Consider the following 12,355-nt stretch of genomic DNA (forward strand, 5'->3'; position numbering starts at 1 on the left):
AAAGGGGCTGGGTTATCGGACTTTTGAGAGGATCTCGGGGTTATTTGCTGCATAGTTCAGCACGTCCGCCATAATGCTCGTGTACCCTTTGCCCAGGCTCTTGTATTTTGCCACGTCATCCGGGGCAAGCCTGAGAGTTACCACCTGCCGTTTCTTTTTCTGGTCTCGCTCGGCTGCCATGTGTGCAAATTCTTTGAGGGCCTCCGGAGATAGCTCTGGGGCGGCTTCAAGGTTTATCGGATATTTTGCGGCTTCTTTTATCCGCCGTAAAGCTTCTTTAGGTGGCTTTTGTCCAGCCTTCCCCTTCGATTTGGTAATAGCCATTGTATGACCTCCGTTCTTTTTTGGTAGCAATACGAGCGGTAATAATCCGTTTTGCATTGCCCCTTTCGGCATAAACTACAAAAAGCGTTTTACCCACCATGCCCAGGGTTTGCCAGCGTTCTTCCCCTGAGGTATTGCCCTCGCTTTTATCCTCGCGCTCTAAACGGTTTCCATCCCAGAAGATATATTGAGCATCTTCAAAATCGACATGATGAAGACGCTTATTTGTTGCGTTCTTTTCATCATCCCAGTCTATGCCGTCTAGTCGCATGATTAAAATGTATTACTTTTTGTATGCTCTGTCAAGCAATTACGGCATTATGTAGGTTTTCTTGTTTGTCTTTTCCCCGATTCCATTTAATGACCTTAATTTTTCGATAGTGGTTCCCATGAGTAAAATATCATTTATGGTTTTGGCTGCCTTACCATTTTTTTACAGTGTAAAGATGCTAAGCGCCGGTTTTTCCGGTAGCTTTTTGCTATTTCCTTATGACATAAGGATTTAACTATTAGCAGGAGTAGGACTCGAACCTACGACCTCCGGGTTATGAGCCCGACGAGCTGCCAACTGCTCTATCCTGCGTCGTGTTTTAAGAATATAGCCTTTTGGCCGGAAAGTGTCAACTGCCTCTTCTATGCCATAAATTTATAGGGTATAGTAAGATCAGAGTAAATTTGCATTCCAGGGAGCTTCATAATGGCTATAAAATACGAAAATAAAGTCCTTTTTATCATTGTTTGCTTATTGTTAGCTGTTATGAACAGTTCCTTCGGACAAGAAACCCAGTCATTTGAAGGTGAATGGACAAATATTACTTCAACCATGCTTGCATATCAGTTCTTCCTAAATGACAATGGGGAAATATCGGCAACTATGCTTGTTTTTTCAGGAAACAAGTGTGCCATTAAGTCTATGCAAGGCATTTTAGGTTTTGGGACACAAACGACATGGGAAGGAACATTCAAGGTAAATATTGGAAATAAGACGATTGACCTTATTGATGATTTTGGTGATGCCGATAGGTATAGATATGTATTTTCAGAGGACGAAGAAAACTTTATTTTAAAATTGAAAGACTCGGATGGCGATATTACAACCTGGTATAAAAGGAAGTCCTAAATTCGGGGGACACGTCCACTCTCCAGGCCAGAGATGCTCTGGCCGAGGTCTACCGCTGCCTGTATAACTAACCCTGCCTAAATCAATTTAGGACTTTCTCTGCGTATCCTGCTGTAATTCTTTTAGCCTGGCAGCCATGACGTTTTCTATATCCTGCAGAACCTGTTCCTCAAATTTTTTTATAGCATCCGGGGAATAATCCTTTTTGGAAAACAAGTCCGGAGAATCAATCGCAAGGGCTGCGGCAATACGTTCCAGCATCTCCGGGGAGGGGAATTTTTTGCCTGTTTCTATCATCCCAATATAATGAGTGGATGTATTTACCTTTTCTGCGAGTTTTGCCTGGGAAATGCCGGAAATTCTCCGTTGCTCCTTCATATTGAGGGCTAATAAAGCTCTAAGACTTGTCATAACCTTCAATAAATAGCTCCATTCCTAAAGTCTTAGAGACATCCAAGGACTTGACAACTTCCTGTAAAGAAATAGATAATACTTTCTATTAGGCAGTAATAAAATGATGATTTTCAGAGTTTTTTTACTTTCTTAAGAAAACAATGCCGGCGGGCCTGGTACGTAAAGGAGTTCTATTATGAAGAAAAGCTTGTTTCTGCTCAAAGCCTGGGTGCTGCTTAGCGTAGCTTTTGCATTGACGGGATGCCTCCTGGCAACCGATGATTCCGGGGATAAGGATGAAGTTCCGGCAAAGTACAAGGAGTTTTTCAATTACCCTGACGGGAGGAAAAATTCTACCGGCTTTCTGGAAATAAGAAATTCGGTAGCGTCTCCTGCCTTGTTGTTTACTGATTCTGTGCTGCCCGCTAATTATATAGGCACGGTGGACAGCCTTTCGACTATAAAAGTCAAATTACCGGAACAAAAATTCTACACCATTGTGGCAGTTGATAAGGCGCTCTATGAAGAACGGGGAACCCAGGCATCCCAATACAGCGATCTGACCTTTTATTCCAATACCCAGCCGTATTCCATGGCGGTAACAGCAAGCAATACCTGGGGGGGCGGTACATGGATCATCAATAACAATACCACTTACTGGGTTTCTCTGCGTAAATCCGATCTCAGCGGTACCGTTTATGCGGTTGCAGCTCCCAACGCCAAAAGGGTATCTGTTCCCATTCAAATCGGGCAAAACTTCGATTATATCCCCCATTTTTATAAAGAACTAAAATACGATGGAAGGGTGATTGCCTTGGTTGAAAGCGATCAATTAAAAAGCGCCGATACGGTTGCAACCACCGAGGCGCAGTCAACATTTACGACAGACATTGCGCCGACAACGGTACCAAGCGCCAGTATTAAGCCGGCGATATTGTTCACCAATAGCAGCGATAAAACTGTCCGTGTTTATTCCGGGCAGAATAATCAATTAAGCAACGGCGCTTCACAGGATTTTGCCTTGGCTTCAGGCAGTACCCAGATGTTTACGAACTATGTTGATGCAGGCAGCAATACAAATAGTATCAATTTTGCTTCCATCGCCTGGTCTAACAGAGTTCCCGTTACCCAGAATATGGTAATGCAAATTAATAAGGTGTATCGAATTGTCCTTGGCGGGGCAAATGATAGTTATACAACCACCGTAACAGAGGAAGACGCATCGGCTTACTTTAATTAGTCTCCGGCGGGTACGGGCCCAATGGGGGGAGGATATATGAAAAAAAACGCTGTCATGGTTCTTATGGCCGGAATATTATTGGCCTTGGCGGGCTGCAGTAATCCTTCCAGTTCGGGATCGCCGGATACAGGTCCAGAGGACAAACCCAAAACCTATGTCCGGCTCATTAACCCCAATGTTTTTCCGGTCAGCCTGTACAGCGATTTCTCGCATTTGACCCTCATTGCCCGTATCGGCGCCAGGGAATCTTCCATTGCGCTCGAACGGGATGCCAACCCCCAGGGAGCCCAATTTTTTCCTGTCTACCATATTTCTCTTGAGGGGGTAGAATTCCCCTATGACGGGACTGCCTTTATAGCCCGTATAGACGCGGGCACTACCACAGATATACCTATTCCCAATTTATCCGAAGTGCCTGAGACAGATCGGGCAAGGCCCCTTGTCGGTAATGCCTACCTAAAGGTACAAAACGCCGGCGCTTCTTCCCTAACCCTGCGCCGGGGAAGCACGGAAATACGGCCCGAGGGTATGCAGTCAACCATCCTGAACGGAGGCGAAACAGGGCTTTACGTGGTATCACCGGGGCCTGTTTCTTCTTATTCATTCAGGAAGAACACTGTCGAACAGGTGGACTTCCCCGCCGGGATAACTGAATTTACCGCCGGGCATTTTTATTCTTTCCAATTTAACGGCGCTGCGCTTATTGTAGTTGCCGATAGAATCCTTACCATAGATGAAGCCCTGAATGAGGCGGAGAACGATGACCCTGGCCAGCAGAACATAGCGCCTGCAATGCCTGCGGTAATTGCGGGGGACGGCTTTATAACCATAAGCTGGAACACCACAGCGGGCGCTGTTGGCTACGAAGTTTATTATGGTACAGGAAATACACCGCCAGCAGTACCGGCCAAAACCGTACAGACTGCCACCACAGTAATAAACGGCCTTGCCAATAAAACAATTTATTATGTCTGGGTAAAAGCTGTTTATGCCGCCGAAAAGAGCGATTACAGTCCCATGGCCCAGGGGACGCCCTGGCCGGGCTTAGAAAGACCTGAAGTACCAGGCGCCCTCAGGATAATATCCGGTGTAGAACAGCTTACCATTAATTGGGACGAATCCGGCGGCGCTGCTTTTTATGATGTGTACATCAACGTAAACCCATCGCCCCCATCAGCATACCGGCTTAGGGTAACGGAAGCATCGGCGGTGCTAAATGCACTCGCAAATGGAACCATTTACTATATATGGGTAAAGGCGGGAAACAGCAGCGGCACAAGCGGCTTTAGCCCCATGGAAGCCGGGACGCCTTCATTGCCTCTTTCGCCTCCGGCTGTTCCGGCAGCGCCGGTCGTTATACCGGGAAGCGGAGAATTATCCGTACAGTGGCTGCCGGTAGAAATGGCAACAGCCTACGAAGTTTGGGCCGGTACATCCAATAACCCCTCGTCGGCAATAAAGCAGGGCGCCGATATTCCGGCCAGCGGCGAACTGGGAACGACCATTACCGGGCTTATTAACGGAACCGTTTATTCAGTATGGATAAGGGCGAAAAACAATGTCGGTACAAGCGGTTTCAGCCTCCGTTCCATGGGAACACCCTCGGCATTTGCGGCGGCGCCGGCCGCCCCCGATGGGCCTGTGCTAACAGCAGGGTACAGCATGCTTACCCTGACATGGGCGCCCGTAGAAGGAGCGCTGTATTATGAAGTACTCATCGGCGTAAGTCCTTCCATAACCAATGCGCATACCTACCAGGACGCTGTTGATTCTGTAAGCCTAACCATAAACGGACTTACCAACGGAACCCGGTACTATGCATGGGTTATTGCAAAGAACAGCGCAGGGACAAGCGGCCCCAGCCCCGCTGCATCGGAAGCCCCTTCTGTCTATTTGGCAGTGCCTGAAACACCCGGAACACCGGTAATTAACACCGGAAATACCCAGCTTTTGGTAAGCTGGAACGCAGCGCCCGGGGCAGAAGAATACGAAGTGTATTACGGGACCGGAACCCCTTCTACCCTGTGGGGAACAGTAAGCGAAACTTCTGCCCGTATCAGCGGCTTAACCAACGGAACAGCTTATACGGTACGGATACGATCCAAAAACAGAACCGGAGTATCCGATTGGAGCGGGACCGCAAGCGGAATTCCATCGGGAGCCGGAATCCTTTCTGTTGTTGTGGGTTTTAATTACGGACAGATAACCATTACGGGGAACAGCGGAAATAACGGCATCTCCAAAAGCAGCGCAGACGGAATGTCCGGCAGCCTTTCCCTGAGCGCTGTAGGATACACCAATGTTGTCTGGTATGCGGACGGAGACACCACTCAACCCATTACCGGCGGGAGCATTACCCTGGATGCAGCAAATTACGATATACAGCTCCACTATATAACCTTTACGGGAAATCGAAACGGCGTTCTTTACTCCCGGGAAATCAACTTTACCGTTTTTGACTAAGGGGGAAGAACATGAAAATTGCCAGCAAATTTCTTTTAGCGGCCCCGATGCTGCTCCTGCTCTGCTTTGCCGGATGCGAAAACCCTTTTACGCAGAAACCATTTGTCCTGGAATCCTCAAGCCAAGGGTATGTTGCGGTACACTTTGAAACCCCCCAGGAAGTTTATGGGGAAAACACCGGCGAAGGCAAAGAACGCACCCTTTACCCCGAATTATCCGCATTTACCAAATACGAGCTGAGCTTCAGCAACGGCCCGGAAGCCCGGCCCCCGTTTACCGTACAGCCTGGCGGCAATAGTGTCATTGAGCTTGCAGTGGGCAGCTGGACGATTACCGCTATTGCCTATAGCGGCTCCGAAGGCTCCTACACCGAAGCCGCCCGGGGAAGCGCATCGCCTGTAACCATAAGCATTGGCCAAACCGCCACCGCGGACATTGCCCTTATCCCCTCCGCCGGAGGCATAGGCTTTTTTAACTACACTGTCGATCTGCCTCCCGGCGCGGCGGGAAACCTTGTTGTTGCCACCCCGGAAGGGGGAAGCGTAAACGGCGGAAACATACCCCTGGATAACTCCGCTGTTAACGGAACCTTAAATTTGCTTTCTGGCCAGTACATCATGAGCCTGACCCTGGCATTGGACGGGAAACGCAGCGGCAGAACCGAGATTCTCCATGTGTACCCCAATCTGACCAGCCGGGCGGCGTACGCTTTTTCCGAATTCGACTTCCGGGCGGTAATGGATTTAACCCATAACACCTGGATCCCCAGGATTTTAGTAAACCCCGGCGACACCCAGTGGTATGCATTCAACGCCGAAGCGGGCAAAACCTACCAGATACAGTGGAACGACGCCGTTCAGGGCGACGCCTCCAAAAGCCTGGATATAGAAGTTTCCGCAGTAAGGGGCGACGGCACGGCCATTTTTACAAACCGCGACAGCGGGTGGAATTCGCCGGAAACGATTTCCGGCCTTTCTGGCCCGGTATACATAGCGGTCCAGGGGAAAAGCGGCAGCTCAACGGGAACATACGCCATAAAGTACTATGATACGGATGCAGTGGTTCCCCAGGGGATCATGGCCATCGGCTCGGTGAATACGTCCCTCATACCGGCGGCCATTATTTCGTGGAACTCTGTGGAAGAAGTGAGCGCGTACCGCCTTTACCGCGCGCTCCTGAGCGGCGGCCCCTATACCAAAATCGCCGACCAAAGTTCCACGGTTTTTACCGACGAAAATGTCATGGGGAATATTACCTATTATTACAAGGCTGCCGCGTACAACGCCAACGGAGAAGGAGAGCTATCCCCGGCGGCGTCCGGCACCATGCCCGCTTCGCATCCAGCGGCTATAACAGCCCTTGCAAACAATGCCTGGACGGGGGGAACCATAGGCGCGGCGGGCGTTGTCGGCTGGTATAAGTTTACCGCCGAAAGCGCCAAGACTTATTATATCCAGTGGAACGACGCCGTTCAGGGTGACGCCTCCAAAAGCCTGGACATAAAAGTTAGCGCCTATTCCGCCGCTGGGGACGTGCTCTTTGAAAACGAAGACAGCGCCTGGATGGTTCCGAAGACCATTTCCGGCCTGAACGGGATGGTCTACCTTAAAGCCGCAGCCCAGAACGGCAGTAATACAGGAAGCTACAGCATCAGGCAGCATGATCTTGATAATTCGATTGAGCAGATTCCTGAAAATGTAACTGTCAGTGCAGGAAGTGAACAACTTACAGTAAGCTGGACAGGGATATCCGAAGCTGATAATTATGATATTTACTACACGAACGATACAAATATGCCGACATCGCCATCGTTAACGGTAACAGATCCTTCCGTCGTAATCACCGGACTTACTAACGGAATAACGTACAGCATCTGGGTAAAGGCAAGAAACGCGACAAGTGCAAGTAACGCGAGTTCTGTTGCAACCGGCAAACCCATTGGAACCATGGGAGCAGTTACGGTGAGTCCCGGGGATGGACAGCTGAATTTATCCTGGGCCGCTGTTGCGGGGGCCGATGAGTACGAGGTTTATTATGATACCACCCCGGTTTGCCCGGAAAGTCCGGCACAGACAGTTACCGTTCCGACAGCGCTTATTGACGGCCTAACCAACGGTATAGTGTATTATGCGTGGGTGAGGGGTAAAAACTCAAACGGAAGCGGTACAAGCGAAATGGTTACCGGGAAGCCCTTGGGGACACCGGGAACACTTACCATAAACGATACCGGAATAAGCCAGCTTACAATTACCTGGGGTGTAGTTTCTGGCGCCGATGAATATGAAGTTTATTACGGAACAGGTACGCCAACAACCCTTTGGAATACTGTAAGCGGTACTGCTGTAACAATTACCGGGCTTACCAATGGTATAAGCTATACAGTACAGATACGGGCAAGAAACACCACAGGGGTTTCAGTTTTCAGCCCAACAGCAGCAGGAACCCCGTCAATACGGCCGGGATTGTTTGACGGAACTATAGACGGCGCTTTTTACATCGGTCCCCATACGATAGCATTATCCGCATCGTATCTTTCCGCAAACGCAGTCAACGGTCATGATTACCTGATAATAATAGGAGAGGATGAATCCCTTGCGCCTCTTACCCTATCGTATCCGGATAAAACCATCGGCATTGCACTTATGGGACTTGGAGACGAGCGAACTATTTCCTTAAATGCAAACGGCAGTATGTTTACGGTTTCCCAGGGAGTTACCCTTACTTTAAAGGATAATCTTGTTCTTGCAGGACGAACAGCAAACAATGCTTCTCTTATACGAATTAATGATAGCGGCAGCTTTACCATGGAAGGGGGGACCATCAGCGGGAATACCTCCTCCTCCTACAGCAGCGGCGGCGGCGTGTATGTTTCTAGCGGCAGCTTTACCATGGAAGGGGGAACCATCAGCGGGAATACCTCCTCCTCCTACAGCAGCGGCGGCGGCGTGTATGTTTCTAGCGGCAGCTTTACCATGGAAGGGGGGACCATCAGCGGGAATACCTCCTCCTACGGCGACGGCAGCGGCGTATATGTTTTTAGCGGCAGCTTTACCATGGAAGGGGGGACCATCAGCGGGAATAAATCATCATCATCTTCTTCTTACGGCGGCGGCGTGTATGTTGATTCTAGCGGCAGCTTTACCATGGAAGGGGGGACCATCAGCGGGAATACCTCCTCCTACGGCGGCGGCGTGTATGTTTATTCTAGCAGCAGCTTTACCATGAAAGAAGGCAGCATCAGCGGGAATACCTCCTCCTCCTACGGCGGCGGCGTGTATGTTGGTTCTAGCGGCAGCTTTACCATGGAAGGGGGGACCATCAGCGGGAATACCTCCTCCTCCTACGGCGGCGGCGTGTATGTTGGTTCTAGCGGCAGCTTTACCATGGAAGGGGGGACCATCAGCGGGAATACCTCCTCCTCCTACGGCGGCGGCGTGTATGTTTCTAGCGGCAGCTTTACCATGAAAGAAGGAAGCATCAGCGGGAATTCCGCCTCCTCCTCCTACAGCAGCGGCGGCGGCGTGTATGTTTATTCCAGCGGCAGCTTTACCATGGAAGGGGGAACCATCAGTGGAAATTCTGCCTCCTCCTCCTCCTCCTCCAACGGCGGCGGCGGCGTGTATGTTTATTCTAGCGGCAGCTTTATCAAGAGCGGCCCCTCGGTAATCTATGGTGATACCGACACAACCCATACCGCTGGAGCTAATGAAAACACTGCATTAAATGGGCGTGGCCATGCGGTTTATTGGAGTGCAAGTCCCAAACAGCGTCAATCCACTTTGGAGGCGAATGTAGATCTAAGCACCAACCCAGCGGATGCCGGGTATGCCAATTGGGATTAGGAACGGGTAGAAAATATGAAGGTTCATTGGAGGTACGCTAAATGGGCAATATGTGTTACATAAATGTAAACGCACTAAAGAATATATTTGAAATACTGGCCCTCATTGTTTCTATTGCAGCTCTTATTATTGCCTGTTGTATACCCCACAGGGTCATGGTGAACCAAATCTATGCAGATTTATTGTCACAATACAGAAGTACCGAAATGGGCGCCGCTATATTCTCGGTATTCCAATTTTATGTCAATGAATGTAAAAGGAATCCAGCCCTTATTGCTGAAAAATATAAAAAAAGGTATAAGGAAGAGATAAAAGATAAGCTGCCAAAATCTGATGCAGAAGAGAATTGCGGAAATGAATACCAGGAAATTAATTTTCAAAATACGCTGCATTTCAAACGCCGCCTGATTGAACAATGGTATTTTCACCTGGCTACCCTGCGCTACGATTACAAGTTCATGAATTTGAGGGCTCGTAAACTAAAAGAAGATTTTACCTATGTAGAATCCAGATTGCTGCTCATTATTTATTATATGGGTCTTGCGGCAAAGGGCCTGTTTGAAGATTCCGGAGATATTGATCCACCCATAGATTGCGGCGATACAAATGGAATTGAGCAAAAAATCTATAAATTATATGAGGAGTCGGTAAATTGGGAATGAAACGGTTAATAGTATTTTTCTTATTTATTTATGCCATGCTCGGAATTCTCTCTGTTATAGTGTTCGTTATATGTGCTCTGAATTTAGATAAATGGCTATTGGCGATAATTGCAGGAGGTCTTTTAGGAGGAATTATCGGATGGCTTATTTTATTGCTCATAATTCATCTTGATCATGCGTTCTCAAAGCATAATCGCTTTGTCCCAACTGTTAAAGTTTCTGCGCGTAAGATTCATGGGAAAGACGAAAACGTTAATATGGATTATAAACGGATAACCGAGACAGAGTTTTATGTTGTATTTGAAATCGCTATTGCAGCCAATGGCTTTTTATGGAAAGTGTTTAATAATAAAATCCCTTTCAAAATATATCACTCTAAAAATATACTGGTCGCTAAAAAACAAAAGTTTACAGTACAGCTCCATGATGCAAATTGTGTATCCGGGATAGAAATTGAAGAGAAATCACTAAATGAGTATACGTATAATGAATTTTATGCAGTTGCTTCTAAACGGCCTAAAAAAGCTGAAATTATTTATTACTGTAAACATGATCCGCCATTATCAAACAAGACACCATTTCAATTTTATGTGCTTTTTGAGAAACGAATCCACAAAGCATATTCTACAATGATAACATTGGGCTTCGCCAAACCATAGAGAAGACGTGCGGCCCCATGGTATCTACCTATTTTATCAATTGTAATCGACAATTATCTTGAGTAAAACCGGAGCAGGGTTTATAGCATAATCATGCTTTATTTAACACTTTCCGATATTATACAGTATGACTTATTTTTTTTTATTTCTATGGTCTTTATGAGATTCATTCCGTTTTCGACAGTCAATAAACGGATAACCGAGAAAGAGTTTTATGTTGTATTTGAATCCCTATACTTTGAATATCAGCAACAATCTTCACTCGATTATATAAAACAATTGACAAACAGATATTTCCTTCATATAATTATAGATATGATAAACAGACCGGAATACCTGGCGGAACTGCTCAGGTGGAAAGATAAGGATGACCTCATAAAAATCATTACCGGGGTCAGGCGCTGCGGCAAGTCAACCTTGCTCATGCTATTCCAGGATTATTTAAAGAAAAACGGCGTTAAAGATAGCCAAATTCTGGACATCAATCTTGAAATGGCGGCTAACGATAATTTACTGGACTGGAAAGCGCTTCATCAATATATAGAAAGCCATGCGGCAAAAGGCAAAAAGACCTACGTTTTGCTGGACGAAATTCAGATGGTGAACGATTTCCCAAGGGCGGTAAACAGTCTGCGGCTCAAAAAAAATATTGATGTGTATGTGACAGGTTCCAATGCTGCCATGCTTTCAAAAGATATAAAAAATGTTCTGGGCGGCCGGACTATCGAAATCCGGATGCTGCCATTCTCATTTAGGGAATACCTCTCATCGTTTCCCGGGAATGAGCAGACAGAGCTGGACAAGAAATATAATGACTATGTGACCCGCGGTTCCTTTCCCCAAACAATAGAATTTTATACGGCTAACGCGGTATATGATGAGCGGGCATGGCATACCTATATGGACAGTGTGTATAACACTATCATTGTTAAGGATGTTCTATCCCGGCAGGGGGTTCAGGAATTCTCCAAACTGGAACAGGTTATCGCTTTCATGTTCAGCAATATCGGAAACGAGACTTCTATCAATAATATGGGAAACATCATTAACAATGATATGAGGGGCAGACAGACAAATAGTAAAATCCATGCGCAGACCATCGAAAAGTACCTTGAAAACCTGCTTGACGGCTATGTGTTTTACAAGGCCAATCCGAATTACCTGAAGGGCAGGAACCGGCTTCGCAACAATGCCAAATATTATGCGGTAGACGTGGGCCTCCGGTACTTCCTTTTGGGAGGTACTTCAATAGATGATTCGGGTCACATACTCGAAAATGTGGTGTACCTGGAGCTGCTTCGCCGGGGCTATGATGTAGAATTTGGCAAAGCCGATGACGCAGAGATTGATTTTGTCGCCCGGAAACCCGGCGGAAAAATTGAATATTATCAGGTAACACAGACCTTGATGGATAAAAAGGTTCTGGAGAGGGAATTGAAGCCCTTACAGCAGATAAAGGACAATTACCCAAAATTCATATTGAGCCGCGATTATGATAGCAGCAATTTCGCCGGTATCCGGCATATCAACGTGCTTGAATGGCTGACCAGCCTGTCTATATAACCGATTTTGCAATTCAAAAATGCTCAGTTGAGGCACGCCCTTTATAAAGATCCTTAATGCGTGGTTACCCTTGATAAACATTGGTCAAG

10 protein-coding genes and 1 tRNA gene are annotated in these 12,355 nt (G+C 47.2%); 7 read left to right on the top strand and 4 right to left on the bottom strand.

Annotated features, from left to right (window positions below):
* Positions 1–12: 12 nt before the first annotated feature.
* The 3 genes from TREAZ_RS00825 to TREAZ_RS00835 all read right to left on the bottom strand — a co-directional run bounded on the left by TREAZ_RS00825 (position 13) and on the right by TREAZ_RS00835 (position 907).
* The gene (locus TREAZ_RS00825; protein WP_015709884.1) at positions 13–324 is read right to left on the bottom strand and encodes a BrnA antitoxin family protein; all 312 of its coding nucleotides are present in this window, start codon (positions 322–324) and stop codon (positions 13–15) included.
* Positions 278–595 carry a BrnT family toxin gene (locus TREAZ_RS00830; RefSeq protein WP_015709885.1) on the bottom strand — a complete coding sequence of 106 codons (318 nt, stop codon included), beginning with the start codon at positions 593–595 and terminating at the stop codon, positions 278–280. The genes TREAZ_RS00825 and TREAZ_RS00830 overlap by 47 nt, the downstream gene beginning before the upstream one ends.
* Positions 596–834: 239 nt before the next feature.
* Positions 835–907, bottom strand: a tRNA-Met gene (locus TREAZ_RS00835).
* Positions 908–1,021: 114 nt separating this feature from the next.
* On the opposite strand from TREAZ_RS00835, the gene TREAZ_RS00840 reads away from it, so the two are divergent.
* Positions 1,022–1,444 (top strand): hypothetical protein, encoded by a 423-nt coding sequence (locus TREAZ_RS00840; RefSeq protein ID WP_015709887.1) that lies wholly within the window; start codon positions 1,022–1,024, stop codon positions 1,442–1,444.
* An 87-nt stretch (positions 1,445–1,531) separates the two neighbouring features.
* On the opposite strand, the gene TREAZ_RS00845 is transcribed toward TREAZ_RS00840, so the two are convergent.
* A complete protein-coding gene (locus TREAZ_RS00845; protein ID WP_245535071.1) occupies positions 1,532–1,822 on the bottom strand; it encodes a helix-turn-helix domain-containing protein in 291 nt (96 codons plus the stop codon).
* 211 nt (positions 1,823–2,033) lie between these two features.
* Here TREAZ_RS00845 and TREAZ_RS00850 point away from each other — a divergent pair, with 211 nt between their 5' ends.
* The 6 genes from TREAZ_RS00850 to TREAZ_RS00875 all read left to right on the top strand — a co-directional run bounded on the left by TREAZ_RS00850 (position 2,034) and on the right by TREAZ_RS00875 (position 12,266).
* Positions 2,034–3,077, top strand: coding sequence for a hypothetical protein (locus TREAZ_RS00850; protein WP_015709889.1), 1,044 nt, complete (start codon positions 2,034–2,036; stop codon positions 3,075–3,077).
* Positions 3,078–3,113: 36 nt separating this feature from the next.
* On the top strand, positions 3,114–5,540 hold the full coding sequence (locus tag TREAZ_RS00855) for a fibronectin type III domain-containing protein (RefSeq protein WP_043922649.1): 2,427 nt from the start codon (positions 3,114–3,116) through the stop codon (positions 5,538–5,540).
* A gap of 11 nt (positions 5,541–5,551) precedes the next feature.
* Positions 5,552–9,382, top strand: coding sequence for a fibronectin type III domain-containing protein (locus TREAZ_RS00860; protein WP_015709891.1), 3,831 nt, complete (start codon positions 5,552–5,554; stop codon positions 9,380–9,382).
* Between the two features lie 41 nt (positions 9,383–9,423).
* Positions 9,424–10,044: a hypothetical protein gene (locus TREAZ_RS00865; RefSeq protein ID WP_015709892.1), complete on the top strand. Its 621-nt coding sequence runs from the start codon at positions 9,424–9,426 to the stop codon at positions 10,042–10,044.
* Positions 10,041–10,703 carry a hypothetical protein gene (locus tag TREAZ_RS00870; protein ID WP_015709893.1) on the top strand — a complete coding sequence of 221 codons (663 nt, stop codon included), beginning with the start codon at positions 10,041–10,043 and terminating at the stop codon, positions 10,701–10,703. The genes TREAZ_RS00865 and TREAZ_RS00870 overlap by 4 nt, the downstream gene beginning before the upstream one ends.
* A 315-nt stretch (positions 10,704–11,018) precedes the next feature.
* On the top strand, positions 11,019–12,266 hold the full coding sequence (locus TREAZ_RS00875) for an ATP-binding protein (RefSeq protein ID WP_043923202.1): 1,248 nt from the start codon (positions 11,019–11,021) through the stop codon (positions 12,264–12,266).
* Positions 12,267–12,355: the final 89 nt, after the last annotated feature.

Origin of the sequence: Leadbettera azotonutricia ZAS-9, from assembly GCF_000214355.1 — a bacterium.
Lineage (GTDB): Bacteria > Spirochaetota > Spirochaetia > Treponematales > Breznakiellaceae > Leadbettera > Leadbettera azotonutricia.

Coding starts and splice junctions, on each gene's coding strand:
- TREAZ_RS00875 (WP_043923202.1), top strand. CDS start 11,019: ATGATAAACAGACCGGAATACCTGGCGGAACTGCTCAGGTGGAAAGAT.
- TREAZ_RS00870 (WP_015709893.1), top strand. CDS start 10,041: ATGAAACGGTTAATAGTATTTTTCTTATTTATTTATGCCATGCTCGGA.
- TREAZ_RS00850 (WP_015709889.1), top strand. CDS start 2,034: ATGAAGAAAAGCTTGTTTCTGCTCAAAGCCTGGGTGCTGCTTAGCGTA.
- TREAZ_RS00840 (WP_015709887.1), top strand. CDS start 1,022: ATGGCTATAAAATACGAAAATAAAGTCCTTTTTATCATTGTTTGCTTA.
- TREAZ_RS00860 (WP_015709891.1), top strand. CDS start 5,552: ATGAAAATTGCCAGCAAATTTCTTTTAGCGGCCCCGATGCTGCTCCTG.
- TREAZ_RS00855 (WP_043922649.1), top strand. CDS start 3,114: ATGAAAAAAAACGCTGTCATGGTTCTTATGGCCGGAATATTATTGGCC.
- TREAZ_RS00845 (WP_245535071.1), bottom strand. CDS start 1,822: ATGAAGGAGCAACGGAGAATTTCCGGCATTTCCCAGGCAAAACTCGCA.
- TREAZ_RS00830 (WP_015709885.1), bottom strand. CDS start 595: ATGCGACTAGACGGCATAGACTGGGATGATGAAAAGAACGCAACAAAT.
- TREAZ_RS00865 (WP_015709892.1), top strand. CDS start 9,424: ATGGGCAATATGTGTTACATAAATGTAAACGCACTAAAGAATATATTT.
- TREAZ_RS00825 (WP_015709884.1), bottom strand. CDS start 324: ATGGCTATTACCAAATCGAAGGGGAAGGCTGGACAAAAGCCACCTAAA.